Here is a 25,605-nt window from a genome sequence, read left to right on the forward strand (position 1 = left end):
GCAGGGTGTGGACGGTGTGCCGGTGGCGGAGATCAGGCCAGGCCGTAGGCTGCGGAGAGACGGGCCAAAGCGGTCGCGGCGGACATCTTCACCTCAAACGACCCCGGGGCGAAGGTTTCATCGCCCCGAACAGCCGCGACAAATTCATTCATGTCGCCGGCTATGGGCGGCGGCACGTCCTGGACGGTGTCGCCAGGCAGAAGCTGGAGCATGCGGAACACGTCGTTACGATGTTTCCTGATGTCCTTGCTGTCGACGCTCTGGCCCGATGCCTTGCGCGCAGACAGATCGAGGAACGCGCGGGCCTTGAATGGGATTAGGGCGGCTTCCGAAAGCAGCGGCAGGCCGCCGACCTCCCGCATGTTGGCCGCAAGATAGTCGTAGTAGACGTCGTCCAGCAGAATGGCCGCCAGGCTCGCCGCCGTCTCCTCGACCCCGAGCGGTGTGAAGATGGCGTTCGGCGCCAGGTCGAATCCTTCCGGCGCACGCGAGAACAGTTCGATCGTGTGCGGATAGTCGTCGATCGCAGGCTTCTCGAAGCGGTAGATTTTTCCCTGGTCGTCCCTGGATCGTTGTTCGTAGCCGCCAGCGTCGATGAACGCCCAGAAGGCGGCGAGGAAGCCAGCGTCCAGAACCTCGATAAGCAGAACCACATCCAGGTCCTTGGTGGCTCGGAACGGAAGGCCGGCGTCTTCCATCAACCGGTCGCACGCGACGCCGCCCACCATCACATAGCGGTCGCGGTAGGCGTCAAAATGATCCTGCCAGCGCCTGAGGCCTATGACCATTTGACCCCCTCAAGCAGATCCTCGGCGGCGATGGCCACCCGCTCGTCCAGATGGTCGCGGACGCTGAGATGCAGGGACAGCCGGTCGACGACGTTGTCGTGCGTCAGAGCCCCCGGATCGTAAGCCCATGTTTCGACGAAGGCGCCGTCGGGGTCGTTCGCGTCCGTCTCGCGAAGACCGTGGTCCCGCACGAGCTGGTTCCAGTCCGAGGACGCGACGGCCAGCCATTGCCGCCGTGGACGCGCCAACGGCGTGTAGTGACCCAAAGCGCTCTCTCCGGCGACCTTTCCGGGGAACCTTTCCGGACGGGGAATGATGACGGCGCGCACCTTGCGCACAGGGGATTGAAGCCGGGGCGACGCCGCGTCCCACAGGGCGCGGCCGGCATGGTGGAGGCGAAGCGATCGGTGCTGTCCGACACGTCCGGCGTCGGCCAGGCCGGCCATCTCGAGTTCGTCGAAGGCCCGGGTCATGCTCATGATGGCCACCCCGTAGCGACGTGCGAGGTGGGTGGCGCTGGTGGCCTGCGTATCGGGACGCAGGATGGCGCCCAAGATGGCGAGTTGGGCGGTGGGTGAGAAGGTTTCCACATCTCTGGGCGGATGGCGCGGCGTGCGTTCGCGCAGGTCCATGAGCGCTTCGGGTATGAATATCTGGGCCCTTGGCGCCATGAAGGCCATGCGCCGAACGAGCAGCGCATGACGGCGGGCGGGCGTTACCGCCTCGAACAGCAGAACGACCAGGCGGCCGTCGCTCCTGTCCCGTACGAGATCGGCATGCCGGCCCATTTCCTCAACGCTAGCGTCTGAGCCTGGCTTGGGCGCCATCAACAGGCAGGCGCGGCCGACGAGGTCGGCCGACCAGATCGTGTATTGGTCGGGTATGAAATACGGCAACTGCGGCAGGTGCGCGCGTTGCAGATCGGGCGAGGCGCCGAACATCTCGCGCAGATAGGCTTCCACCTTGCTCGCGAGCGTTTTCTCCCAAGCATCTTGCTTTGATTCTAACATCGAAATCGAATTTAACACCGCCAATGTTAAAAGCAACTTTGATGTGAAACTCCGCTGGAGTCCATCGGCAACCTTGATGCGCCCTTCACGCAGGGCTGGACGCCGTCCTGTTCAACAGGATGGTGGTCGGCGCCGACGCGCACGCCAAGAACTATTCGCTGCTGCTGTCCGGCGAGGGCCGGGTGCACCTGGCCCCCCTCTACGACATCGCCAGCGCCCTGCCGTACCCCGGCCTCGACTATCAGAAGCTCAAGCTGGCGATGAAGCTCGGCGGCGAATACCGGCTGGGATGCATCGGGGCGCGGCATGTGGGACGCATGGCGGCCGAGGTGCGCCAGTCTCCGAAACGGTGGGTCGAGCGCGCCCGCGAGCTCCCAGGGAAGACGCCTGAGACGGTCAGGGAAGTCGCGGACGAAATGCGGACGTCCGGCCTTGGCCATGAGAGGCGTCGGTCATCGCGGCCATCCGAAGCCGCCGTGACGCAGGAATTCAGCCGCTTCGCGACCCCGGTCGCCAGACGCGTACAGGTCGAGATAGGTCTGGATCGGTGAGGTGACCATGAGGTCGTCGACCACCTCCATCGCGTCGCGAAGAACGGTCTCTTCGTCGAGCACCTTGACGACGACGTTGGCCCCCTTCGCCGCGGGCTCAAGCCCAAGCGCCGCTTCAAGGGCCGGCAAGGCCTCCGGCCAGGCGTACAGGATCGTCGTTTCGGTCCGGGCGTAGGGGGCCAACCAGTTCGCCGCCGAATAGGATCCGAGGGCCAGGACAGGTTCGCGTTTGTCGGGGGCCATCAGACCCTTGAGCTTGTCGATCAGGGCGTCGCCATGCAGGACCGTGTAGTAGAAGCGCGTCTTGTGCGGCGGCGCTTCGTATTCCTGTCGCCAGGCGTCCACCAGATTGTCCCCGTCGGTTAGAACCACCCCGTCCGGCGTGGCCGTCGCCCACTCCCTGGCCAACAGGCCTTCCTTGACGTTGTGGACCTGTCCGAGACTGACGTGAGCGCCTTCGGCGATCTCCTTGAGACGCATGGGCGTGCCGGGATGGCGCAGCAGCCACCGCAGGACCCTGGAGGACTTGGGCTTGAAGAGGGATCGGAGATCGCGCTTTTCCACCGCCGGCTTGTCGGCGACCGAGGCCTCGACAAAGAGGCTGCCCATGAAGATGCGGAAGTTTCCGTAGAGGTCGAAATAGTTCACGCCGGCATCGGTGCAGGCGGCGCGGGCAGGCTCCGAGATGTAGGGGGCGACGAACATCAGCGCTTCGGTCTTGGCGCCGCGGCCGGATCGCTTGAGCTGGTCAATCGCCCGCCTCGCCGCGAGCAGGTGCCCATTCGTCTTGAACTCGCACACCAGCTGGAAGGGCTGTTCGCCGACGCGAAGATCGTAGATCGCGTCGATTTCCGACTCTCCCTGCCGGACGTGGGTGCGGACGCCCTCGATCCATGTGATCGGGATGCGGTCGAACAGGTCGGTCAGCGCGCTCGTCGCGTCTGACTCGAATTTCACCGCTTCCTGCACTTTCAACATACGATGAAAATAGCTCTTTCGATGAAATTTGCAAGAGTTTTCACTAGAGCTTCTGTTTTCAACACATGTTGAAACATGCCAACATGCTGAAAGTGTCGATTTACGCTGATGAAATCCTCAATCCGGAAGGCCTGAATTGCCCGAGAGGCCCGCTGCCCTCGACGAGTTCGAAAATCTGTCACCTCAGCTGGCGGAGGCCCGCGCCGTCATCGGCCGGTGGCGGCACGACTACAACCACGTCCGACCGCACTCCGCTCACGGCGGCCTCGCGCCGGAGACCGTGCGGCTGAACCACGCGGACAGTCGGCTGCGCGACGTCAATAGCTGCGCCGACCGCCCGCTCCCACCCGAGCAACAGATCAGCTATGAAGCCCGCGGGCTCCCATTATGACCGAGGGACCAGAGGGGGGCAGGTCAGCCGATAGCGACCTTGCCGCTGGCGGAGCATACTGGCGAGGGGAGCACCTGTTCGGGCGCTTTGGGTTTTCGGGCATAGAGAGGCGTACGATGGCGAGCCATCAACGTCTCATGAGTTGAACACGCCCGCGCTGCCAGCGTCGCTGACAATATCGGCAATCTCCAACGCCGCCAGCGGCTCTGCTGCGGCGTTCAAGTGATAGCGTGTGGACTTGTTCTCGCCGGTGCGCCGTAGCGCTCCCATGGTGGTCAGCGCCGCCAGGTCACGGGTCGCCGTTGCTGGAGGGGCGGCGGTGATTTTCATGTAGTTGGCGGCGCTCATGCCACCGAGGAAGCCTGCCGGTCCCGCTGCAAAGAGGCGCAACAGGGCCTTCTCCTGTCGCGCATTGAGTTGGCTGCCAAAGCGATCCAGCAGGCGCGACTTCTCCAGAACAAACTCAACCTGACGCAGGGTGTGCTTCTGGGCCTCCAGGATCCTGGCGGCGAACCACAGGAGCCAGTCGGTGATTTCCAGTTCCCGATGGGCGCGCTCCAGCTCGACGTAGTAGGCTTTGCGGTGTGTGAGCAGGGTGCTCGCCATGCCGGTAATCGCTGGCGTGATAAGGCCCTGGGCGAGGATTTTCTCGCTGATGGCCCGGCCGACACGCCCATTGCCGTCCTCGAACGGGTGGATACTCTCAAACCAGAGATGGGCCATCCCCGCGCGTGTCACCGCCGGAAGGGGCGCGCTCCCGGTGGGTGCGCTCCGCTCCAACCATTGCCAGAAGCGCGCCATCTCGCGGGCGACCTCGTCGGAAGGCGGCGCTTCAAAATGCACCTTGGGCGCATGCAAAGGTCCAGAGACGATCTGCATGGGATCGGTGTGGGTGCGGTAGCGCCCGATGTCCTTTAGGTCGGTGCGGCCATTGGTGATGAGCCGGTGCCAGTGGAAGAGGGTCGCTTCGGTTAGCGGCGCGGCGGATTGCTCGTAGAGATCGACCATCATTTCGGCGATGCCCGCCTCGGCGGGGGAAGCGCGGCGATGGTCGCTGCCCAGCCCCAGGCGCCTGCGGATGGACGACTGGACGCTATCGCGGTCCAGCGGCTCGCCCTCGATGGCCGAGGTGTCCACGGCCTCGTGGCTCATGAGCTCGATGGTGAGGCGGTTGCGCTCGTCGGCGCTCAGGTGTTTTGATGCGCCGACGACTACGCCCGCGCCCTCGGCGAAGAGGGCTTCGGCACGTATAAGCTTATGTCGATCCCAGCTGAATTCCGGCCAGGCATCCTGTTGCCAATTCCACATGACGATCGATATTTACACCGTTTATCGATCAATTTCCACGACATTATGATCGATAAAGAGCGAACTTATCGCCATGGGAGAAGGACGGGGGCAACAGGCGGAGTGAAATTGGGGGCCAGTGCGTCTGGTCAGGAGCTTCCTCGGCGCGCTGATGCGGATGTGCCATCTTCCGAGGCATGAAGGTCTACAGATTCGACGCCCCCACGCCGCAAGGGCGAGCGGCCCGCGACCGGTCAAAACAATGATCAAGCCCCTCGACCAGATGCTTGAAGCCGATCCGCGCTATCAGGATCTCCTCATCGAGGAGCCGGCCGGAGAGTGGCGCGCGCTGTCGCTCGGTGATCACCACGCCATCGTGGCTGCGATCGTCATCCCGGCGTCAGTGCCTGATGAAGTGGCTACGCTGTTCAGGCGCGCCCAACATGCCTTCCTGTACGCATGGTTTGACTATGAACTCGCGCCTCTGGCGGAAGCGCAAGCGTTCGCCGCGCTGGAATCGGCGTTGCGACTGCGGCTCACCATGAAGGGTGCTGACGCCGCTCTATGATGTGCCGGACGCCCTGCTCAATGGGCGCACGGTGGACGATCTGGAGGCCGTCGCCCGGCGGGTGAAGGGCGATGCTGCTCTGTGCGCCCGGATCGTTGCCGCTTGGGCGGCCGGGCGGACCGCTTACGAGCGATCCCCTCATCCAGAGCGTCGCACGCATGACGGCTTCCCCGGGCCGGACGACGAACTGCGGCGTGACGACTTCCACGAAGCGGGGTGGGCTGAGGCTGTCAGGATTGTCGAGCATTTCGACGACGACCGGCTGCGCACATTCGGCCTGCGGCTGATCTATCTCGGGAACCGCGCCGTTCTTCCGGAAGTGCTTGCCGCCGAAGCGGAGCGTGCGCTGACGGATCGTCTTTTAGGGGACGAATCCGGCGGGCTGACACTGACCGCCGCCCTGGCCGAGACGGACAGATTGCTTCCTTTGGTGGGGAGGGCCGCGATCGCGAGCTTCTGAACGGCTACAGAGTCTGGCTTGTTGATCGGATTGAGCGAGTTATGGCTTTCCGGGCGAAGCGGCTCGCTTCGCCGGCTTAAAGTCCCAAATGACTGTCAGCGTTCGATGACAATATGGTTTGTAATCGTACGCTAACATCTCGTATTGTCATCGAACGCTGACAGTGATAAATGTCAGCGTATGCTGACGAGGTGGCTGCGATGATCGTGCGTTCGTCCAAGGATCTGGGAGCGGCCGTCAAGGCGCGCCGTAAGGCGCTGGGTCTGGACCAGGGATCGCTGGCCACCAAGGTCGGTGTCAGCCGTCAGTGGATCGGGGCCCTCGAGCAGGGCAAGCCTGGCGCCGAGCTCGCCCTTGTGCTGCGGACCCTTCGGACGCTGGAACTGCCGCTGGCGATCGGGGAGCCGCTGTTGGCGCGCGAGGGCGAGGGGCCGGCGGTAGACATCGATGCGATCGTGGCGCGGGCTCGCCAGGGTGGCTGAAGAAACCCTCATCCTCCTGCTCGACGGCCGGACCATCGGATCCCTTCACCGCCGCAAGGGCCGCCTGTCTCTGGTTTACGACGACGCATGGCGTCTGAGATCCGACGCCTACCCCCTGTCCCTGTCGATGCCGCTCGCTATGGCGGAGCATCCGCATACGCCGGTGAACGCCTTTCTCTGGGGTCTGCTGCCGGATAACGATGTCGTCATCGAGCGCTGGGCCCGCCATTTCCAGGTCTCGCCAAAGAATCCCTTCGCCTTGATCGGCGCGGTCGGTGAGGATTGCGCCGGCGCCGTGCAGTTCGTTCGTCCTGAGCGACTGGAAGCCCTTCAAGGCGGCATCGAGGATGCCATCGACTGGCTGGAGCCGGATCAGGTCGCGGAACGGCTGAAGGCGCTCAGGGACGATCCGGCGGCCTGGCGGGCGGCGCGGGATACGGGCCAGTTCAGCCTCGCCGGCGCCCAGCCCAAGACCGCCCTGATGTGGGAGAACGGTCGATGGGGCGTGCCGTCGGGCCGGCTGCCCACGACCCACATCCTCAAACCGCCCAGCGTGGCCTTCGACGGCCACGCCGAGAACGAGCACCTCTGCCTGCTGCTCGCGCGACGCCTCGGCATTCCGGCGGCGGCGACGCGCGTCGAACGCTTCGGGGACGAGATCGCCATCGTGGTCGAACGCTATGATCGTCAGCGTGTCGGCGACCGGATCGCGCGGGTGCATCAGGAAGACTTCTGCCAGGCCCTCGCCCGCCTTCCGACCGACAAGTATCAGAACGAGGGCGGGCCGGGCGTGCGCGACTGCGTGGAGGTCCTGGCGGACCAGTCGAGCGCACCGGGCGAGGACATAGACACCTTCCTGGACGCTGTCCTGTTCAACTGGATCGTCGTTGGCACCGACGCCCACGCCAAGAACTACTCACTGCTATTGTCCGGAGAGGGGCGGGTGCGCCTGGCCCCGCTCTACGACATCGCCAGCGCCCTGCCGTACCCCGGTCTCGACTATCAGAAGCTCAAGCTGGCGATGAAGCTCGGCGGCGAATACCGGCTGAGGGACATCGGGGCGCGGCATGTGGGCCGGATGGCGGCCGAGGTGCGCCAGTCTCCGAAGCGGTGGGTCGAGCGCGCCCGTGAGCTCGCCCGGGAAACGCCCGCGGCGGTCAACGATGTCGCGGAGGAAATGCGGGCCTCCGGCCTTGACCACGAGATCGTCGGGCGGCTCGCCGAGACCATCGCCGACCGGGCGAGGACTCTGGAGGCGCTGTTGGCTGCATGGACGCCTGAAGAGGCCGCCGCGAAGCCACGCCCGGCGGCCTGAAGAAACAGTCTGAAAATCCGGTTCGGATCCGGAGCAGCGGGCGGCGCGGCAGCCGCTTGATTCGCAGACGCGCCGATGCGCCCGAAAGCCAGCCGCTGGACCCTCGAGGCGTCAGGCGAGCGACCGCAGCTGGTAGGCGTCTCCGATCAGGCCATCGACGGACAGGACTGCCTCGACCCGACGACCCGACGCCGTCCGCCGGATATGCACGATGCGGTCAACGGCCTGACTGATCATCCTGCGAGGCGGCTGGACGAGGACCTCGCCAATCAGGTCCTCCACGCGGGACAGGACATCGGCGGCCGAGTTGGCGTGGATCGTCGACAGGCCGCCGGGATGGCCGGTGTTCCAGCTTTTGAGCGTCTCCAGAGCGGCCGCCCCGTCCCGCATCTCTCCGACGACGATCCGGTCCGGGCGCATGCGCAGCGCGTCGCGCACCAGATCGACCACGCCAATCGCGACCGGCTGGCGGCGCGTCAGGACCGAGACGAGGTCCCAGGCGGAACACTGCAGCTCGGGCGTATCCTCGACCAGAAACACCCGGTCGCCGGCGAAGGCGGGCTCGGCCAGCACGGCGTTGGCCAAAGTCGTCTTGCCCGACCCCGTACCGCCCGAGATGAGGATATTCAGCCGGCCGGCGGCGGCCTCCCTGAGAGCGGCGGCCTGGGCCTCGCTCATCACGCCGGCTCGGACATAGTCGTCGAGCGTCCATATCACCGCCGGCCGCTTGCGGATCGAAAACGCCGGAGCCGCGCTGACCGGCGGCAGAACGCCCTGGAACCGCTCGCCTGTTCCCGGCAGGACGCCCGACAGCCGCGGGTCGTCCCAGGTCACGGTTTCTCCAACATAGTCGGCGATCAGGCGAATGACCCGCTCGCGCGCCTCGGCGGCCAGCGTCTGTCCGGTGTCCCGGCGACCCTGGCCGCTTCTATCCAGCACCAGTCGCCCGTCCGGATTGGCGAGGATCTCCACGACCTCCGGGTCGGCGAGGGCGGACAGCACAGTGTCGCCCAAGGCATGACGCAGGGCCTCGAGCTTGCGCTCCGCTATGACGGGGTGGGCGGCCACCTCAGTTCGCGGAGCCGAACGATCGGTCCTGCGGGCCGGCGGCGTCCCGCTGGGAGCGGCCCGCCACGATGCGCGCCGCCGTCGCGTCGAGCAGCCGCTCGATCCGGCGGTCCACGGCGGCCTGGACCGTCGGGTCCTGATCCGCGACGGCGTCAGGGAGCGTCGGGAAAAAGGCGCGCGCCACCTCTATCAACAGCTCCTGCACGATCTGCATGTCGCGCGCCGTCGCCCGCATATGGTCGCGCAGCGACCGTTCCAGCAGCTGCAGCCGATCATCCGGGTCCGCCTGCGGGCTTTTCTGCAGCCCCCGGGCGATCGCCCGCCCGGCGGCCTGGCTCAGCGGCATCCGGCCCGATCGGGCCTCACGGTTCAGGCCGGTGATGATCCTGGGGTCGTTGAGATAGACCTGCACCCGGCACGTCGCTGCGTCTTTTCTAGGCATCGCCCAATCCTTGAAGTTGATCCAGGGCGGCCTGCCGGGCCGCCATCTCCAGCGCCACTCGCCCATAGATGTCGGCGGGGCGCGGCGTGGCCTTGTTGTCGTCCATCGCGTCCGCCGCCTCTTCGGACGGCGGCAAGCCTGTGGCGTCCTCGCCCAGGCCGCGTCGGCCGGACCAGGGATGCGGCGCAGGTGGCGGCGTATCCTTGCGGGCGGCCTGGTCCGGCGCGGCGTCCCGCGCCCGGGTCCGGAAGGGTTCGCGGCTGTCGTAGAGGAGTTTGCGCGTCCGCAAGGGTCTGGAGCCGGCGGCGAAGATCAGCTGGTCCCCGTCCGGCAGGGCGCGGATCTCGCCCGGTTCAAGCAACGGCCGCTCCACCTGCGATCGCGAGACCGAACTGCGGCCCGCGCCGAGGCCGGCAGGCGAACTGCGACTTGTCCGCGTCTCCAGCACCGTCCCGGTCAGTCTGGAGACCTTGTCCTGGGTGAGCGGGTCGAGCGCGCTGAAGGCGGTGTAGACGTGGCAGTTGTCCAGGATGGTGTTGCTGGCCCCGTAGGTCTCGACGATGTCGTTGGCGGCGACGGAGAGACTCGTCTGCTCGAACCCCTCGGCGTCCACGCACACGCCCTATCATTCCTGAACTTCCTCATCGCCGAGCCTGTCGCGGCTGTCGGCCTCTATCGCAGTGGCGTGCTCGTCCAGATCCCAAGACCCGAACGTTACGCGGTTCACAAGTTGATCGTCGCCAACCGCCGGCCGGCTTCGGCCCGCGCCAAGGCGCGAAAGGATCTGGCCCAGGCCGAAGCCCTCATCACGGTTTTGGCTGACGACCGACCGCATCTTCTCACGGAGGCCTACAGGGTCGCATGCGATGCAGGGCCGCACTGGCGCGCGGCTCTTGACGCCACCCTGGGTCGACGTCCCGATCTCAAAGCCTTGCTGGACGGACTGTGACCCCACAGCGGCGCCCGCTTAATTTGGAGCGGGTCCCTTCGTGCTCGCTGCGGGCGACTATTTGGTCGGGTGTTCGGGTCAGATCAGCCCGTGATTGGCCCACCAAGGGAGCGAGTCGCCCACAGAAGGCATAGGGCGGCCCGAAATCGGCGACCGGCCCCTCGATCCGAAAATCGACCTGTAGCGGATGTTCGCGACGTCTGCTTTTGATGCTGTGGGTGGGACCAATCTCCATGCCAACCCGCAAGCGTACCTGCTAGCAGCGCTGAACGCCTGCATGACGGTGGGCTCACCGCGCTCTGCGCCCTGCACGGCTACGAGATCGAGGCGCTGGAGATCGTGAGCGAAGGCGACATCGACCTGCGCGGGTTCCTGGGGATTGAGAGTCGCGGTCGGCCCGGGACGACAGACGCGACGGTGCTGGCGCCAAGCCGATGCGCGCGTTCCGGTCCTGAAGCGCCATCGCTCCTCAGGTCATGCCGGCCCAGCCGCCCGCCAGCGCCTTGAACAGGGCGATCTGCCATGTGGTGACCAGGGCGTCCGAGGCCGCCAGCTGGGCGTCCGCCGAGGCCAGGGTCCGTTCGGCGTCCAGCACGGACAGGAAGCTGTCGGCGCCGGCGTCGAAGCGCAGGCGCGACAGCCGGGCGGCCGTGGCGGCCTGATCCCGCGCCGCCTGCAACGCCGCCCGCCGGTCCAGCTCGTTGGCGTAGTTGGCCAGGGCTGTTTCGGTCTCCTGCAACGCCACCAGCACGGTCTGGTCGAAATTGGCGAGGCCGGCGTCCGAGCCGGCGCTGGCCTGTTCGATCCGCGCGCGGGCGGCGAACACATTGGGGAAGGACCAGCTGATCAGCGGGCCGACCGAGAAGCGGAAATTCTCGCTGTCCCCCAAGCCGTCGGCCTCCCCCGTCGTGGCCCCGAGCGAGCCGCCCAGGGTGATGCGTGGATACAGGTCGGCGGTCGCGACATTGACCCGCGCGGCGGCGCCGGCGAGCTCGCGTTCGGCCTGACGCACATCGGGACGGCGGGCCAGCAACTGGGCGCCGTCGCCGATCGGGATCGGTTGCGACAGCTGCGGCGGACGCCGGCAGGCGCGGGCCGCTTCGCTGGCCTCGGCCGGTGTGCGGCCGGTCAGGGTGGCGAGACGGAACAGGGCTCCGTCGCGCTGGGCCCGCAGGGGCGGCAGGCTGGCGCGGCTGGTTTCCAGCGCCGAGCGGGCGCGCGCGGTGTCCAGCCCGTTGCCCGATCCGGCGTCCAGCAGGCGCCGGGTCAGGTCCACGCTGTTCGCTTGCAGTTCGATGGTTCGTTCGGCGACCGCGATCTGCGCATTGGCCGAGCAGGCGTCGGCATAGGCGCGGGCCGTCTCGGCGGCGACGGAAACCCTCACCACGTCCAGGGCCGCGGCGGCGGCGTCCGCGTCGGCGCGGGCGGCGCGAATGGTCGACCCGACGCGGCCGAACAGGTCGATCTCGTACGAGACGTCCAGACCGGCGTCCCAGGTCTCGCTTTCCGGCGCATTGGCGCCCGGCGGCAGGGAGCCGGGCTCCTGGGTCGCCGCCGACGGCCGACTGTTGGTGAAGCCGGCCGAGGTCGTCGTGGTCGGGAAGCGGCCGACGCGGGCCTCGCCCAGGGCCGCGCGGACGCGGCGCAGGTTGGCGGAGGCGGCCTCCAGCTCGTTGTTCCCGGTCAGGGCCTGACCGATCAGGGCGTCCAGGGTCGGGTCGTCATACAGCCGCCACCAGTCGTCACGCGCCGCCTGGGCGGTCACGGCGGGCGTGGCTCCGCCAACGAAGGCGCCCGACGCCGAGGGGGGAAGGGTGGCGTCGGGCGCCCCCGGCCCGACCGCGCACGACGCCAGCGCAAGACTGGCGAAGGCTGTTGCGGTCAGGAACCGAAGGGGGGATCGGGTGGTCATCAGGCGTCTCCCGGCCGGGGCGTCGCGGGCGCCGGATCGGCGTCATGAGGCGGCAGGCCGTGGGTGGTGGGCGCGTCGCGTGGTTTCTCGGGGCGCTGCGGGATCTTCGAGGCGGCCCATCGGCTGACCACATAGAAGACCGGGGTGAAGATCAGGCCGAACAGGGTCACGCCCAGCATGCCGGCGAAGACGGCCGTGCCCAGCGACTGGCGCATCTCGGCGCCCGGGCCCGTGGCCAGCATCAGCGGCACGACGCCGAAGATGAAGGCGAACGAGGTCATCAGGATCGGGCGCAGACGGATCCGCGCCGCCTTGATGGCCGCATCCCAGCGGCTCAGTCCTTCGTCCTCTTCGGCCTGTTTGGCGAACTCCACGATCAGGATGGCGTTCTTGGCCGCGAGCGCGATCAGCACCACCAGTCCGATCTGGACCAGGATGTTGTTGTCCAGACCCCGGATGCCGATGCCGAGCATGGCCGCCAGCACGCACATCGGCACGATCAGCACGACCGCCATCGGCAGGGTGAAGGCCTCATACTGGGCGGCCAGCACCAGGAAGACGAAGACCACGGCCATCAGGAAGACCAGGGTGGTCCCGCCGGACGACGCCTTTTCCTGCAGCGCCAGTCCGGTCCATTCGTAGGAGAAGCCGGCCGGCAGGGCCTGGGCGGCCAGGCCTTCCATGGCGTCCAGCGCCTGACCGGACGACACGCCGGGCGCCGCCTGCCCCTGAAGCTCGGAGGCCGGGAACAGGTTGTAGCGCACCACCCGCGCCGGCCCGGAATCGTCCCTCAGCGTCGCCACCGAGCCGATCGGCACCATGGCGCCGGAGGCCGAGCGGGTCTTCAGATTGGCGATGTCGGCGGCGTCGTCGCGATAGGCCGGCTCCGCCTGCGCCGTCACCCGGAAGGTGCGGCCCAGATAGTTGAAGTCGTTGATGTAGGACGAGCCCAGATAGATGCCCAGCGTCTCGAACACGTCGTTCGGCTGGACCCCCATCATCAGGGCCCTGTCGCGGTCGACGTCGGCCGAGATGCGGGGCGAACCGGTGTTGTAGGTCGAGAACACCTGCTGCACCTGGGTCGGAGCCTGTGCCGCCGCGCCCATCATGGCGAAGGTCGCGCCCTCCAGTCCGCGATAACCGGCGCCGCCCCGGTCCTGGACCATCATCTGGAAGCCGTTGCCGTTGCCCAGACCCTGAACCGCGGGCGGGGCGATGACGAAGATGTTGGCGTCCTCGATACCGAAGGTCGCGCCGGTGATGGCGCCGGCCAGGGCGACGGCCGACTGCTCGGCGTTGCGATGGTCGAACTCGTCCAGACGGACGAAGATGGTCGCGGCGTTGGAACCGAACGAGAAGCTGGTGCCGTCAAGGCCGGCGAAGGCCACGGTCCCGTCCACGCCCTCGGTCTTCTCGATGATGTTCCGCGCCTGGCTCATCACCGCCTCGGTGCGTTCCAGCGACGAGCCGGGGGGCAGCTGGATGACGCCGATCAGATAGCCCTGGTCCTGGTCCGGGATGAAGCCGGTCGGCGTATCCACGACGCGCCAGGCGGTCAGGGCCAGCAGGCCGACATAGACCGCCAGCACCACGCCCACCGTCCGCACCAGGCGCGCGGTCAGTCGGCCGTATTTGTCGGACAGCCAGTCGAAGCCCTCGTTGAAACGGCGTCCGGCCCAGCCGCCGTAGTAGTGGACGGTCCCGAGAACGCCCGGCTTGCGCGCCGGTTCGTGATGCAGGTCGTGCGGCTTCAGCAGCACCGCCGCCATGGCCGGAGACAGGGTCAGCGACACCAGCAGGGAGATGACCGAGGCCGAGGCGATGGTCACGGCGAACTGCTGATAGAAGATGCCGGGAATGCCGGGCACGAAGGCCGTTGGCACGAACACAGCGACCAGAACCAGGCCGATGGCGATCAGGGCCCCGGACACTTCCTTCATCGAGCGGTAGGCGGCCTCCTTGGGCGTCAGCCCCATGCGGATGTATCGCTCGACGTTCTCGACCACGACGATGGCGTCGTCGACCACGATGCCGATGGCCAGAACCAGGCCGAACAGCGACAGCGAGTTGATCGAATATCCCAGCGCCAGAAGCACGGCGAAGGTGCCGACCAGCGACACGGGGATGGCCACGATCGGGATGATCGCCGCCCGCCAGGTCTGCAGGAAGACGATGACCACCAGCACCACCAGCAGCATGGCCTCGAACACCGTGTGCTGCACCGCCTCGACGGATTCGGCGACGAATTCGGTCGGATTGTAGGGCACCGAGATCGCCATGCCCGAAGGCAGTTCGGCGCGCACGGCCTCAATCTCGGCCTCAACCAGTTCCGCGGTTTCCAGCGCATTGGCGCCGGGCTGCTGCTGGATCGCCAGGGCGACGCCCGGCTGGCCGTCGAAATAGCCCCGGATGCCGTAGTCCTGCGACCCCAGTTCGACCCGCGCCACGTCACGGACGCGCGTGGTGCGGCCCTCGGCGTCGGTCTTGATGACGATGTCGCTGAACTGGTCCGGATCGCTCAGGCGCGACTGCACCTGCACCGGCAGCTGGAAGGCGGCGGCGTTGGTGGGGAAGGGCGGCTGGCCGATGGCGCCGGCGGCGGCCGAGCTGTTCTGGCCGCGCAGGGCGCCGACGATTTCCTGGGCCGTCAGATTGCGCGCGGCGGCCTTGCCGGGGTCGATCCAGACCCGCATCGAATAGTTGCCGCCGCCGAACACCTGGACCGCGCCGACGCCGTCGAGGCGCAGCATCCGGTCGCGGATCACCGAGTTGGCGTAGTTGCCGATATAGTCGTTGGCCAGGCTGTGGTCGGGCGAGGTCAGGCCGATGATCAGCAGGAAGTCCTGCTGCTGCTTGTTCACCGTCACGCCGATCTGGCGCACGGGCTCGGGCAGGCGCGGTTCGGCCAGGGCGACCCGGTTCTGGACCAGCACCTGGGCCGCGTCCAGGTCCGTGCCCGGCTCGAAGGTCACGGTGATCGTCGCCACCCCGTCCGAGGTCGAGGAGGACGAGATGTAGAGCATGCGCTCCACGCCGTTGACCTCCTGCTCGATCGGCGCGGCCACGGTCTCGGCCATGGTTTCGGCCGAGGCGCCCGGATAGACGGCGGTGACCGCGATCGTCGGCGGCGCGATCTCCGGATACTGCGACAGCGGCAGCAGCGGATAGGCGAACACGCCCAGAAGGGTGATGAACACCGAGATCACGGCCGCGAAGATCGGCCGGTCGATGAAGAAGCGGGAAATGTTCATGACCGGATCAGTCGACCGACGACAGGCTGTTGGCGAAGGTGGCGCTGGACGCCGGGGCCGACCGGGTGACCGGCGCCTGCTGCGGACGCGGCGCGACCGGACGGATCTGTCCGTTGCGGGCGTGGACCTTCATGCCGGGTCCCTGGATGCGCTGGACGCCGTTGATGATGACGCGATCGGTGCGCGCCAGCCCTGAACGGACCACCCTCAGGCCGTCGACCAGCGGTCCCCGCTCCACCGGCCTGGGCGTCACCGAACCGTCGGCGGCGACGACATAGACGATGCGTCGGGCCTGGTCGGTGGCGATGCTCGCATCCGGCACCAGCATGGCGTTGTAGGTTCCGGCGCCGGCCAGACGGGCCTGACCGAACATGCCCGGCTTCAGGAAGCCGTCGGCGTTCGGGATCAGCGCCCGCAGACGGATCACGCCTGACGACGTGTCCACCGCATTGTCGGTGAAATCGAGCGTGCCCGAGCGGCTGAAATCCGACTCGTCCTGCAGCCGGACCTGGATCGGCGCGGCGCCGTTGCGGGCCTGCCGCTGGTATTTCAGCAGCACGGCTTCGGAACCGTCGAAGACGAAATGGATCGGCGCGCTGGACACCACTGTGGTCAGCACGTCGGCGGCCGACGAGCCGCCGGCGACCAGGTTTCCGGCGTCAACCCGGCGGTCGGACACCCGGCCCGAGATCGGGGCCGTGACGCGGGTGAACTCCAGATCCAGCTGCCGGGCGCGGACATCGGCGTTGGCCGCCGCGATGGCCGCCCGGGCCGTCTGCAGGGCGCCGCGCCGGGTGTCGACCTCGGCCTGGGACACGGCCTGCGACTCCAGCAGGGTTTCGGATCGCGCCAGCTCGCTGGTGGCCAGCGCCAGCTGCGCCTGGGCCTGCGACAGTTGCGCGCGGGCAGAGGCCAGGGCCGCCTGGGCCGGGCGCGGGTCAAGCGAGAACAGCAGCTGGCCGCGGCGCACATAGTCGCCGTCGCGGAAGTGCACGCCGGAGATGTAGCCGCCGACACGGGCGCGCACCTCGACCGACTGGGTCGCCTCGAACCGGCCGGTGAACTCGTCCCAGTCCTGGACCGCCCGCACCAGCGGCACGGCGACGGTCACGGCCGGCGCCGTGGGCGCCTGGGCCTCACTTCGCTGGGAGCAGCCATTGAGCACGGTCGTCATGAGGACGGCCGCGGCCACGATCTTCGCGGTGCGCATCGAAATTGAATCCCTGTCTTGTCGACGCGGCGATCGGGGAGGAAGCCGGTAGTCAACGCCCGGTGACTTAATGGTGATCGCGGTTTTGCTTGTCAACGCCGGATGACAAAGCCATATGGATTTTGGGGCTATTGCGGAGATCACAAATTGTTTTGCCACGTCGCGCCGCGGCCCAGGAACGCCGAGGCGACCCGCGCCGCGATTCTGACCGCCGCCCGCGAACGCTTCGCCCGCGAAAGCTATGACGACGTCGGCATGCGCGACATCGCGGGCGACGTCGGCGTCGATGCGGCGCTGGTGTCCCGGTATTTCGGCTCCAAGGAAGACCTGTTCGTCGCCGTGCTCGACAGTTGCGAGAACGGGGCCGAGCTGATGGAGGGCGACCGCGCGGACTTCGGCCGCCGCATCGCGCATGAGGCGATCTACGAGGGCAAGAGCGAGAGCAAGCTCAAGGGGCTGCTGATTCTGCTGCGCTCGGTCGGTTCGACCAAGGCCATGGAACTGGTCCAGCGCACCGGCAACGAGCGCTTCTTCAACCCCTTCGCCGAATGGGTCGGCGGTCCGGACGGCGCCGTGCGCGCCCGGCTGGCCGCGGCCTTCATCATGGGCATGGCCGTCAGTCGCGAGATCACCGGCGGTTTCGGCCTGACGCCCGACCAGTGCGCGCAGATGCGCGACCGCATGGCCACGATCCTGCAGGACATGATCGACGCCTGATCAGCCGCGCGGCTGGAATTTCCGGATCACGCCCGAGAAGGTCATCAACACCCGGTCGCCCGCGTTGATCTGGCCGCGCACGAAGATCAGGCTCTTGCCGGCGCGGATCACCTCGCCCGTCGCCTCGACCAGTTCGCCGACATAGGCCCCGTCGATGAAGGTCGAATCCAGCGACACGGTCACCCCGGACGCGCCCTCCATCTCCTGATAGGCGGTCTGGAACAGGGCGATGTCGGCGAAGGTCATCAGACAGCCGCCATGCATCCGGTTGCCGGCGTTCATGTGCTTGGGCTCGGCCCGGAAGGCGCAGCGCATCCGCCCGTCGGCGTCCGGCTTGAAATAGAAGGGACCCACGACCTGGTCGAAGGTGCCGTGCAGGTCGTACATCTGCCAGCCGGCGAACTCGCCCTCCGTGACAGTGACCTTCTGAACCATCGTTCGCGCTCCGCCTTACTAGGGATCTATATACGTGCTTGACCCAGAGTCCAGAATGAGGGATACAGGAGGCACAAGGAGATTGCGCCGTGTTCCAGACCTTCCAGACCCTGCCTCAGATGTTCGCGGCCTTCCCGACCGAGCAATCGGCTATTGACCACCTGACTGCGATCCGCTGGGCTAACGGCAAGTTCTGCCCTCTTTGCGGCAACGCCGACGAAAAGAAAATCGGTACGTTGACCGGCACGAACACCCACAAGTGCTACTCCTGCCGCAAGCGGTTCTCGATCAAGGTTGGCACGATCTTTCAGGACACGAAGCTGCCGCTCCGCACGTGGTACGCCGCTATCTGGATGATCACCAACCACCCCAAGGGCATCGCCTCCACCACGCTGGCGACCGACCTGGGCATCACCCAGAAGAGCGCGTGGTTCGTCCTGCACCGCCTCCGCCATGCCGCCCGGACGGACAGCTTCAACGCGCCCCTGTCTGGCGAGGTCGAGATTGACGAGACGTTCGTCGGCGGCAAGGAAGGCAACAAGCCCGCCCACAAGCGCGTCCTTGGCCCCGGCCATCACGGCGCGTCAAAGACCATCGTAATGGGCTTCAAGCAGCGCGACGGTGACGTTCGCGCGGGCGTGATCGACAACACCCGCGCCGGGACCCTGCGCCCCATCGTTGAGCGCAACGTCGCCAAGGGCTCGACCGTCTATACGGACGAGCATCAAGGCTACAACGACCTGCGCCATGACTACGACCATCAGCGTCTCGGTCATCGCAAGGGCGAGTATGTGCGCGGAAAGGCCACCACCAACGGCATTGAAAGCGTCTGGGCTCTGTTCAAGCGCCAGTACGTTGGAACCCATCACTGGATTTCGCCGAAGCACATGGACGCGTATCTGAATGAGATGACCTTCCGCCTGAACCGCCGCGATCTGGATAAGGGCCAGCGCGTCAACGGCCTTTTGGCCCAGATCGACGGGCCGCTTCCCTACAAGGCGCTCATTGCATGAACGACACCCCGAAACCTGAAAGGCCGCTTTATCTGGACCTCGATTTCGGCGAGGCGCTGGCCCGTTATGCCCAAACCAAACCGGAAGAGGTAACGCCGGCCCCTGGACAAAAGCGAAAGGCCGCCAGACCTAAGCCGAAGCCCAAGCCTGACGGCCCAACGGGTTAGCGCCTCGGGTGAGGCGTGACCTTGGGTCGGAAGTAACTTCGCACGCGCTGGACCTTTCCGGCCTTGCTTATGCGACGATGACTCTCAACCACTGTCACCCAGTTCGGCGGACTCATGGTCCCCTCCCTGTAGCGGCTTGACTGGGTGGCCGGGGCTTGGGAGAATTAGGGTGTTGAAGACCTAAATATCCCGGCCCCGGCCGGTGCTAGCGGCCCTTGGCTCTTGCCGGGGGCCGTTTCGCGTTCTGGGCTATCTCATCACACGATGGCGACTCCGATCTATGGCTAACGCCATGTTGTCGCCCGGATGAGTTCGGCACGCAAGGCCAAGGTTGGACTTAAGTTGCTGTTCCTAATTATATTTTTGGTGTAGAAGCCCCTGATACCTAGGGGGCTAAACCATGAACAACCCGGTCGAAATCGCCCGCGCAAGATTGGTCGCTATAGAGCAAGAGGCGGAAAAGCTACGACTTTTCCTGCGTTCGTGGGAAGAGGTAGCCGACTACCTGAACAGCGATCATGATGCGCCCGCAACCGCTACGGAATCTGTGGATGAGGCTGTGGGCGAACGCCTGGACGCCCCGGAAACACGAACGCGAGCGGTGAATCCGCCGACGCGAGTAGTGGTTGAAGAGGCGATTCGGGTCTTGAACGAGCGCGGACACCCGATGACCCGGCGAGCCCTGCACGAGGCCCTTTGGGCGCGGGGAGTTGAGGTTCGCGGCAGAGACCCGGTCAAGACGCTAGGGACCATCCTTTGGCGCGCCACCAACGACGTCGTCCAACTGGATGGCTACGGCTACTGGCCGAAGAAGGCTCCTTACGCTCGTGCGGGCTATTTGGCGGACTTGGCCGATCTCTTGGGCTCCACCAACACTCAAGGCTAGCTACGGCACGCCCGTTCATAATCACTAACCGGGCGTTAACCGTGCGTCGGTATGTCTATCCTATCAAGTCGGCCTCAGTCTCTGCGGCAGACGAACGGAGAGTGCGGTGGCGAAGGACTTTTATGACCAGATCGTCGCGAGACTGCGGGCGGCAGGCTGCTGGCAGATCGACGGCGGGAAGGGGAGCCACGACAAGTGGTGTAGTCCGATTAGCGGGCGCGTGTTCACGGTCCCGCGCTCGAAAAGCCGCCACACAGCCAACGAAGTGCTAAAGCAGGCTGGCCTAAAGAAGGGTTTTTAGGCGACCGCGAGCTCGCGCTTCTGGCAAGCCGAGAACTCGAAGGGGACGTTGACCTGATGCACGTCAGCATTGGCAGACAGCATTTCCGGAGCCAACTCGTTCATCAGGCGCTCAAACTCGGCGAGCGTGTCGGCCTCGATCACAAGGCCGGGGATGTTGCTGTTGGAGTACCAAACCTTGGCCTGGTCGTCCCAAGAGGCTTTTACAAAATAAGGTGGCTTACGCATCCGTACCTTCCCCCCGACGCCAACGTGTGCGGGGCACCCCGCTGGGTGTCAACGTAATATATATAGCTAAAGGACCTTGATTAAGGCGGAGTTGCATTTTGGCAGTCGCTTTCATCCCATGTTGCAGCGCAACATCACTCTAGGTCACACACGTATATAGGTCCCCCTTACTATCGCTCTCGCAATGCAGCATATAGGCGCGATGAGCGACCCCATCGAAACCGCCATCCTCGAAAAACTGGCGAAGGCCGACCCCAAGGGCGTCGGCGGCAAGAGCATCGAACCGTCCGACGTGGCGAAGGAACTGCAGCCCGAACAGTGGCAGCGGATGCTGCCCAAGGTGCGGCACTGCGCCCTGGGCCTGATGCGACAGGGCAGGCTGACCATCACCAAGAAGGGCAAGGCGATCGATCCCAACGCCTTCAAGGGCGTGATCCGTCTGCGCCTGCCGACCGAGGCCGAAACGGCCGCGGCCCTGGCCGCCCTGCCGCCCGCCCTCGAGGATGATGACGACTTCGCCTGATCCGACGGACGGTCTGAGGACCGTCCTTGACGACATCCGCGCCTGCCGGGCCTGCCTCGGCCATCTCCCGCACACGCCGCGCCCGGTGGTGCAGGTGTTTCCGGAAACCCGCCTGCTGATCTGCGGCCAGGCGCCGGGCCGACGCGTGCACGAGAGCGGTCTGCCGTTCACCGACCCGTCGGGCGATCGGCTGCGCCAGTGGCTGGGCGTCGATTACGAGACCTTCTACGCCGACCACCGGCTGGGCGTGGCGGCCCAGGCCTTCTGCTATCCGGGCACGGCCCCAAGGGGCGGCGACTATCCGCCGCCGCGCCGTTGCGCCGAGCTGTGGCGACCACGACTGCTTGCCGAGCTGCCCGGGATCGAACTGACCCTGCTGGTCGGCGGCTATGCGCAGGTCTGGGCGCTTGGCGACCGGGCGAAGGTCAACATGACCGAAACCGTGCGGGCGTGGCGCGACTACGCCCCGGATATCCTGCCCCTGCCGCACCCGTCGTGGCGCAACACGGCGTGGCTGCGGAGGAACCCGTGGTTCGAGGAAGAGGTGCTGCCCTGGCTGCGTGAACGGGTCGCGGCTATCCTCGCGCCATCCACATCCGTGCATCCCCGCGAAGGCGGGGACCCAGGTTTTTCGTGAGGCAGGCCGCTATGGGATCGCCGTTGGTGCGCATGCTCTGGCGCCGGTCGCCCAAAGCACCGGGTCCCCGCCTTCGCGGGGATGCACGGAATTGGGGCGTCGCGCTCGCGCTTTCCCTCACCCTCTCAGCCTGCGCCACGCCTGCCGTTCAGCCTCCCCTGACCCCGCCGTCCGGGTTCGACGGGCCCGCGATTGAAGCTCATGCGCTCATCATGGACGACGGCGCGCGTCTGCCGCTCGTCCGCTGGGGCCCCGACAACGGCGAGCCCTGGGCCGTCATCATCGGCCTGCACGGTATGAACGACAGCCGGGCCTCCTTCCGGCTCGCCGGTCCCTGGTGGGCCGAGCGCGGCATCGAGACCTGGGCGTTCGACCAGCGCGGCTTTGGCCAGGCGCCCGGCCGCGGCGTCTGGGCCGGCGAGGCGCGGTTGACCGAGGACCTGCGCACCGCCGTCGCCCTGGCCCGGGCGCGCCATCCGCGCGCGGTGATCGCCGTCGCGGGGGAAAGCATGGGCGGGGCCGTCGCCGTCGCCGCCTTCGGTTCGAACCGTCCGCCCGCGGCGGACCGTGTCATCCTGCTGGCGCCGGCGGTCTGGGGCTGGACGGCGCAGGGGCCGGTCAACGCCATCGGCCTGTGGATCGCGGCCCGCGCCATGGGCGACCGCGCCGTCGGCGCTCCCGAATGGGCGGTGAAGGACCTGCCGGCCTCGGACAATCGGCTGGAGCTGATCCGCAACGGCCGCGACCCGAACAGCATCCTGCCGACGCGGTTCGACGCCCTGTACGGCCTGGTGGATCTGATGGAGAGCGCCTCGGTCGGGCTGGGCCACATCCGGGCGCCGACCCTGCTGCTCTACGGCGGCCACGACAATGTCATCCGGAAGGACCCCATGCGCCGGGCGCTGGAACGGGCGGGCGACAGGGCGGGCTTGCGCACCGGCTTCTATCCGGACGGCTGGCACATCCTGAACCGCGACCTCCAGGCCGAGACCCTCTACCGCGACGTCGAGGCCTGGCTGAGGGACGCGTCCGCGCCGCTGCCGTCGGGGGCGGGGCCGGTTTTGCCAGAGCTCAGGGACGAGGGGCGAGAGACGAGGGGCCAGGGAAGACAGGATTGAGCGGGCGTGACTCCGCCACGGCCGGCCCCGCCGCTCAGTCGTGAAACCGCCATGCTTGCGGTGTTAAGCGCCGGAGCGTAAGCACCCGCCCAACAAAAAAACACCCCGGGAGACGCTCAAGTGAGCATGACGCTGTTTGATTCCCCGTCCTTCGCGAACCACGAGGGCGTCCACGCGGTCTTTGACGAAAAGACCGGCCTGCGCGCCATTATCGCTGTTCACTCAACCGCGCGCGGCCCGGCCGTTGGCGGCACCCGGATGTGGAACTACGCTTCCAGCGCCGAAGCGCTGGAAGACGTCCTGCGTCTGTCGCGCGGCATGAGTTACAAGAACGCGGTCGCGGACCTTGAGATGGGCGGCGGCAAGTCGGTCATCATCGGCGACTCGAAGACCCAGAAATCCCCCGAGCTTTTCCGCGCCTTCGGCCGCGCCGTCGATACGCTGGGCGGCATCTACTATGCGGCGGAAGACGTCGGCGTCTCGGTCGCCGACATCGCCGAAGCCCGCAAGGTCACCCCCTATGTGCTGGGCCTGAACGACGGTCCGGAAGCCTCGGGCGATCCCAGCCCCGTCACCGCCGAGGGCGTCTATCGCTCGACGCTGCTGGCCGCCAAGCGCCTGTGGAACCAGGACGACCTGACCGGCCTGACCGTCTCGGTCCAGGGCATCGGCCACGTTGGCGGCTATCTGGCCGACAAGCTGTACGCCGCCGGCGCCAAGCTGATCATGACCGACGTCAACACCGCCCTGCTGGCCGAGGTCGCCGCCCGCACCAACGCCGAGATCGTGGCCCCCGACGCCATCTATGACGTCAAGGCCGACATCTATGCGCCCTGCGCCCTCGGCGCGACGCTGAACCCGCAGACGCTCGACCGTCTGACGGTCAAGGCCGTCGTCGGCGCCGCCAACAACCAGCTGGCCACGCCGGACATCGGCCAGACCCTGTTCGAGCGCGGCGTGCTCTACGCCCCCGACTATGTCGTCAACGGCGGCGGCATCATCAACGTCGCCTCGGAACTGAAGGCGCGCCAGACCGGCGGCGCCTACGACCCCGCCTGGGTCGAGACCAAGCTGTCGCGCCTGATGGACACGCTGGAGGAGATCATGGACCGCTCGGCCGCCGAGAAGCGCCCGACGCACCAGATCGCCGACGCCATCGCCGAGGCCCGCATCAACGCGGCCCGCGACCAGAAGGCCGAGCAGCGCAAGGCGGCCTGAGCGCAACGCTAGCCCAAAAAGCGCATCAGGAGGGGCTGCCGGTGACTGCGAGACACCGGCTGGCCAAGGTCAAGCTGCGAGGACGTCGCAAGGTCGATGCCGCCTTCGCCCTGGCCTTGGCGGTCTACAACCTGATCCGGCTTCCCAGGCTGCTGGCGGCGCCGGCGTGAGCGTCCTGGGCCGCTGGCGAATCGTCGAGATGCCGGACTACACCGACGACTATCCTGACATGATGGAGCCCGCCTACATCCTCTTCGAAGCCGGTCGCGGCGAGTTCGCCTTCGGCTGTGTCACCGGCCAGATCCTCGGCGGGGGCGACACCGCCTCCATCGCCTTCTCATGGACGGGAAACGACGAGATGGACGAAGCCCAGGGTGACGGCTGGGCCGAACTCCAGCCTGACGGCTCAATCACGGGCGCCATCTGCTTCCACAACGGCGACGAAGCCAACTTCGTCGCCCGCCGTGAGACTTCTTCAACAGCCTGCTAGAGGGGTTGTAGAGAGGTTGCGTCGATAGCATATGGACTATCGAAAATTCCTATTTTGATGTTTCATACGCTATCAAGATGTTGCTAAGTGATGTGTTATACGCTATCGCCATCCGGGAAGCTGATAGCATATGGCGCATCGCATGGACCCCACAGCGCTCGCGCGCAAACAGATCGACCGCCGTCTCAAGACGGTGGACGTCCAGGCGTTGGCGCGGCCGACGCATGGATGGCTGCGCGCCATCCGCAACGCCCTGGACATGAGCACGAGGCAGGCGGCGCACCGGATGGGCGTCAGCCAGCCCACCTATGCGCGCTTTGAAAAGGGCGAAGCCGAAAACAGCATCACCCTGGCCTCACTTCGCAGCGCCGCCGAGGCGCTGGATTGCACGCTCGTCTATGCAATCGTGCCGAACAAATCCCTCGACAGCACACTGCGCGACCGCGCTCGTGTGGTCGCGCAAAAGCAGCTCGACCGAGTCCATCACACCATGCGCCTCGAAGATCAGGCGATGGGCGAAGGCGAACTCGCAGCCGAGCGCGAACGCCTTGCCGAGGAGCTGCTGCGCACCGACCCGCGCCGCCTGTGGGACGACGCATGACGGATGCGTTGTTCGATCCGCTGGATGACGCGGCGACGCCGCTCGAACCCGCAGACCGCGACGGCCTCCTTCTCACGCACATCACGAGGCGCGGCGAACTCAACGAGGCCGAACAGCTCAACATCACCGAAGCGGAGGGCTGGGCGTTCAAAGCCAAGCGCGATGTCCTGAGCGATACCTTCCTGCGTACGCTGCACAAACGCATGCTCGGTAAAGTGTGGCGATGGGCCGGCAGTTGGAGCCAGGCCCATGATCGCAGGATTGGAGTCGACCACTGGCTAATCGAGCCAGAGCTGCGCGCACTGCTCGATAGCGTTCGCTACTGGATCGAGCATGAGAGCTTTCCGCCCGATGAGATCGCCGCGCGCTTCCATCACAAGCTGACCTGGATTCATCCGTTCCCAAACGGCAACGGACGGATGTCGCGCATGGCGGCGGATCTCCTGCTCGTTCAGCTCGGCCGGCCGCGCTTCACATGGGGCAGCGCCAATCTGGTGGAAGCCGAAGCGACACGACAGCGCTATGTCGCCGCGCTTCGCGCCGCCGACGAGCACGACATCGAGCCCTTGCTCGCCTTCGTGCGCACCTAAAGGCCGGCGCGCCGCGCGGT

The 25,605-nt window shown here is 66.6% G+C and carries 31 protein-coding genes and 1 pseudogene; 20 read left to right on the forward strand and 12 right to left on the reverse strand.

The window, feature by feature from the left end; translation table 11 throughout:
• Window positions 1–32: 32 nt before the first annotated feature.
• Together PSV23_RS02415 and PSV23_RS02420 are read right to left on the reverse strand one after the other, a co-directional pair.
• Complete coding sequence (locus tag PSV23_RS02415; RefSeq protein WP_300465918.1) at window positions 33–788, reverse strand: hypothetical protein; 756 nt, start codon at window positions 786–788, stop codon at window positions 33–35.
• Complete coding sequence (locus PSV23_RS02420; protein WP_300465919.1) at window positions 779–1,750, reverse strand: hypothetical protein; 972 nt, start codon at window positions 1,748–1,750, stop codon at window positions 779–781. Before PSV23_RS02420 ends, PSV23_RS02415 begins: the two co-directional genes overlap by 10 nt.
• Before the next feature lie 143 nt (window positions 1,751–1,893).
• On the opposite strand from PSV23_RS02420, the gene PSV23_RS02425 reads away from it, so the two are divergent.
• The gene (locus PSV23_RS02425; protein ID WP_300466189.1) at window positions 1,894–2,349 is read left to right on the forward strand and encodes a HipA domain-containing protein; all 456 of its coding nucleotides are present in this window, start codon (window positions 1,894–1,896) and stop codon (window positions 2,347–2,349) included.
• Here the strand turns inward: PSV23_RS02425 and PSV23_RS02430 are convergent.
• Window positions 2,251–3,327, reverse strand: coding sequence for a type IV toxin-antitoxin system AbiEi family antitoxin (locus PSV23_RS02430; protein ID WP_300465920.1), 1,077 nt, complete (start codon window positions 3,325–3,327; stop codon window positions 2,251–2,253). The genes PSV23_RS02425 and PSV23_RS02430 overlap by 99 nt on opposite strands.
• Window positions 3,328–3,463: 136 nt before the next feature.
• Between PSV23_RS02430 and PSV23_RS17450 the strand changes: the two genes are divergently transcribed.
• Window positions 3,464–3,718 (forward strand): integrase core domain-containing protein, encoded by a 255-nt coding sequence (locus PSV23_RS17450; protein WP_370460981.1) that lies wholly within the window; start codon window positions 3,464–3,466, stop codon window positions 3,716–3,718.
• A 135-nt stretch (window positions 3,719–3,853) separates the two neighbouring features.
• On the opposite strand, the gene PSV23_RS02440 is transcribed toward PSV23_RS17450, so the two are convergent.
• On the reverse strand, window positions 3,854–5,026 hold the full coding sequence (locus PSV23_RS02440; protein ID WP_300465921.1) for a Fic family protein: 1,173 nt from the start codon (window positions 5,024–5,026) through the stop codon (window positions 3,854–3,856).
• 241 nt (window positions 5,027–5,267) lie between these two features.
• Here PSV23_RS02440 and PSV23_RS02445 point away from each other — a divergent pair, with 241 nt between their 5' ends.
• The 4 genes from PSV23_RS02445 (at window position 5,268) to PSV23_RS02460 (ending at window position 7,830) form a co-directional block, all read left to right on the forward strand.
• Window positions 5,268–5,573: a hypothetical protein gene (locus PSV23_RS02445; protein WP_300465922.1), complete on the forward strand. Its 306-nt coding sequence runs from the start codon at window positions 5,268–5,270 to the stop codon at window positions 5,571–5,573.
• A complete protein-coding gene (locus tag PSV23_RS02450) occupies window positions 5,554–6,033 on the forward strand; it encodes a hypothetical protein (protein ID WP_300465923.1) in 480 nt (159 codons plus the stop codon). The genes PSV23_RS02445 and PSV23_RS02450 overlap by 20 nt, the downstream gene beginning before the upstream one ends.
• Before the next feature lie 170 nt (window positions 6,034–6,203).
• Complete coding sequence (locus PSV23_RS02455) at window positions 6,204–6,515, forward strand: helix-turn-helix domain-containing protein (protein ID WP_300465924.1); 312 nt, start codon at window positions 6,204–6,206, stop codon at window positions 6,513–6,515.
• Window positions 6,508–7,830 (forward strand): type II toxin-antitoxin system HipA family toxin, encoded by a 1,323-nt coding sequence (locus tag PSV23_RS02460; protein WP_300465925.1) that lies wholly within the window; start codon window positions 6,508–6,510, stop codon window positions 7,828–7,830. The genes PSV23_RS02455 and PSV23_RS02460 overlap by 8 nt, the downstream gene beginning before the upstream one ends.
• A 111-nt stretch (window positions 7,831–7,941) precedes the next feature.
• Here the strand turns inward: PSV23_RS02460 and trbB are convergent, their stop codons facing one another.
• The 3 genes from trbB to PSV23_RS02475 are packed head-to-tail and all read right to left on the reverse strand — an operon-like array spanning window position 7,942 to window position 9,959.
• The gene (gene trbB / locus PSV23_RS02465) at window positions 7,942–8,898 is read right to left on the reverse strand and encodes a P-type conjugative transfer ATPase TrbB (protein ID WP_300465926.1); all 957 of its coding nucleotides are present in this window, start codon (window positions 8,896–8,898) and stop codon (window positions 7,942–7,944) included.
• Window position 8,899: 1 nt separating this feature from the next.
• On the reverse strand, window positions 8,900–9,340 hold the full coding sequence (locus tag PSV23_RS02470) for a hypothetical protein (RefSeq protein WP_300465927.1): 441 nt from the start codon (window positions 9,338–9,340) through the stop codon (window positions 8,900–8,902).
• Entirely contained in the window at window positions 9,333–9,959 is a 627-nt protein-coding gene (locus PSV23_RS02475) for a type IV secretory system conjugative DNA transfer family protein (protein ID WP_300465928.1), read from the reverse strand. The genes PSV23_RS02470 and PSV23_RS02475 overlap by 8 nt, the downstream gene beginning before the upstream one ends.
• Here PSV23_RS02475 and PSV23_RS17355 point away from each other — a divergent pair.
• A complete protein-coding gene (locus PSV23_RS17355) occupies window positions 9,855–10,289 on the forward strand; it encodes a GSU2403 family nucleotidyltransferase fold protein (RefSeq protein ID WP_366524197.1) in 435 nt (144 codons plus the stop codon). The two genes, PSV23_RS02475 and PSV23_RS17355, sit on opposite strands and share 105 nt — an antisense overlap.
• A 469-nt stretch (window positions 10,290–10,758) precedes the next feature.
• On the opposite strand, the gene PSV23_RS02485 is transcribed toward PSV23_RS17355, so the two are convergent.
• Genes PSV23_RS02485 through PSV23_RS02495 form a run of 3 tightly spaced genes read right to left on the reverse strand, consistent with a single transcriptional unit; the run spans window position 10,759 to window position 16,662 of the window.
• Window positions 10,759–12,201, reverse strand: a complete 1,443-nt coding sequence (locus PSV23_RS02485) for a TolC family protein (RefSeq protein WP_300465930.1) — start codon at window positions 12,199–12,201, stop codon at window positions 10,759–10,761.
• Window positions 12,201–15,452: a multidrug efflux RND transporter permease subunit gene (locus PSV23_RS02490; protein WP_300465931.1), complete on the reverse strand. Its 3,252-nt coding sequence runs from the start codon at window positions 15,450–15,452 to the stop codon at window positions 12,201–12,203. The genes PSV23_RS02485 and PSV23_RS02490 overlap by 1 nt, the downstream gene beginning before the upstream one ends.
• Before the next feature lie 7 nt (window positions 15,453–15,459).
• Window positions 15,460–16,662, reverse strand: a complete 1,203-nt coding sequence (locus PSV23_RS02495) for an efflux RND transporter periplasmic adaptor subunit (RefSeq protein WP_300465932.1) — start codon at window positions 16,660–16,662, stop codon at window positions 15,460–15,462.
• A 147-nt stretch (window positions 16,663–16,809) separates the two neighbouring features.
• On the opposite strand from PSV23_RS02495, the gene PSV23_RS02500 reads away from it, so the two are divergent.
• The gene (locus PSV23_RS02500) at window positions 16,810–17,379 is read left to right on the forward strand and encodes a TetR/AcrR family transcriptional regulator (protein WP_300465933.1); all 570 of its coding nucleotides are present in this window, start codon (window positions 16,810–16,812) and stop codon (window positions 17,377–17,379) included.
• On the opposite strand, the gene PSV23_RS02505 is transcribed toward PSV23_RS02500, so the two are convergent.
• Window positions 17,380–17,814: a PaaI family thioesterase gene (locus PSV23_RS02505; protein WP_300465934.1), complete on the reverse strand. Its 435-nt coding sequence runs from the start codon at window positions 17,812–17,814 to the stop codon at window positions 17,380–17,382.
• An 89-nt stretch (window positions 17,815–17,903) separates the two neighbouring features.
• Between PSV23_RS02505 and PSV23_RS02510 the strand changes: the two genes are divergently transcribed.
• The 4 genes from PSV23_RS02510 (at window position 17,904) to PSV23_RS17360 (ending at window position 20,181) form a co-directional block, all read left to right on the forward strand.
• On the forward strand, window positions 17,904–18,827 hold the full coding sequence (locus tag PSV23_RS02510; RefSeq protein WP_300465935.1) for an IS1595 family transposase: 924 nt from the start codon (window positions 17,904–17,906) through the stop codon (window positions 18,825–18,827).
• Entirely contained in the window at window positions 18,824–18,994 is a 171-nt protein-coding gene (locus PSV23_RS02515) for a hypothetical protein (protein WP_300465936.1), read from the forward strand. The genes PSV23_RS02510 and PSV23_RS02515 overlap by 4 nt, the downstream gene beginning before the upstream one ends.
• Window positions 18,995–19,394: 400 nt before the next feature.
• Window positions 19,395–19,880 (forward strand): hypothetical protein, encoded by a 486-nt coding sequence (locus PSV23_RS02520; protein ID WP_300465937.1) that lies wholly within the window; start codon window positions 19,395–19,397, stop codon window positions 19,878–19,880.
• Between the two features lie 106 nt (window positions 19,881–19,986).
• Window positions 19,987–20,181, forward strand: coding sequence for a type II toxin-antitoxin system HicA family toxin (locus PSV23_RS17360; RefSeq protein ID WP_366524198.1), 195 nt, complete (start codon window positions 19,987–19,989; stop codon window positions 20,179–20,181).
• Here PSV23_RS17360 and PSV23_RS02525 read toward each other — a convergent pair.
• Window positions 20,178–20,408: a DUF1902 domain-containing protein gene (locus PSV23_RS02525; protein WP_300465938.1), complete on the reverse strand. Its 231-nt coding sequence runs from the start codon at window positions 20,406–20,408 to the stop codon at window positions 20,178–20,180. The two genes, PSV23_RS17360 and PSV23_RS02525, sit on opposite strands and share 4 nt — an antisense overlap.
• A gap of 202 nt (window positions 20,409–20,610) precedes the next feature.
• On the opposite strand from PSV23_RS02525, the gene PSV23_RS02530 reads away from it, so the two are divergent.
• From PSV23_RS02530 to PSV23_RS02565, 8 genes and pseudogenes are all read left to right on the forward strand, one after another.
• Window positions 20,611–20,931 carry a DUF3253 domain-containing protein gene (locus PSV23_RS02530; protein WP_300465939.1) on the forward strand — a complete coding sequence of 107 codons (321 nt, stop codon included), beginning with the start codon at window positions 20,611–20,613 and terminating at the stop codon, window positions 20,929–20,931.
• Window positions 20,915–21,568, forward strand: a complete 654-nt coding sequence (locus tag PSV23_RS02535; protein WP_300465940.1) for a uracil-DNA glycosylase family protein — start codon at window positions 20,915–20,917, stop codon at window positions 21,566–21,568. The genes PSV23_RS02530 and PSV23_RS02535 overlap by 17 nt, the downstream gene beginning before the upstream one ends.
• A 212-nt stretch (window positions 21,569–21,780) precedes the next feature.
• Window positions 21,781–22,686, forward strand: coding sequence for an alpha/beta fold hydrolase (locus tag PSV23_RS02540; RefSeq protein WP_300465941.1), 906 nt, complete (start codon window positions 21,781–21,783; stop codon window positions 22,684–22,686).
• A gap of 126 nt (window positions 22,687–22,812) precedes the next feature.
• On the forward strand, window positions 22,813–23,904 hold the full coding sequence (locus PSV23_RS02545; protein ID WP_300466190.1) for a Glu/Leu/Phe/Val dehydrogenase: 1,092 nt from the start codon (window positions 22,813–22,815) through the stop codon (window positions 23,902–23,904).
• 53 nt (window positions 23,905–23,957) lie between these two features.
• Window positions 23,958–24,074, forward strand: a pseudogene (locus PSV23_RS02550) (IS5/IS1182 family transposase); the annotation flags it as partial.
• Window positions 24,071–24,394, forward strand: coding sequence for a hypothetical protein (locus tag PSV23_RS02555; protein WP_300465942.1), 324 nt, complete (start codon window positions 24,071–24,073; stop codon window positions 24,392–24,394). The pseudogene PSV23_RS02550 and the gene PSV23_RS02555, both read left to right, overlap by 4 nt.
• A 130-nt stretch (window positions 24,395–24,524) precedes the next feature.
• Window positions 24,525–24,995, forward strand: coding sequence for a mobile mystery protein A (locus PSV23_RS02560; RefSeq protein ID WP_300465943.1), 471 nt, complete (start codon window positions 24,525–24,527; stop codon window positions 24,993–24,995).
• Entirely contained in the window at window positions 24,992–25,585 is a 594-nt protein-coding gene (locus PSV23_RS02565; protein ID WP_300465944.1) for a mobile mystery protein B, read from the forward strand. Before PSV23_RS02560 ends, PSV23_RS02565 begins: the two co-directional genes overlap by 4 nt.
• Window positions 25,586–25,605 lie beyond the last annotated feature (20 nt).

It is taken from the genome of Brevundimonas sp. (assembly GCF_029946145.1).
Taxonomy (GTDB): Bacteria; Pseudomonadota; Alphaproteobacteria; order Caulobacterales; family Caulobacteraceae; genus Brevundimonas.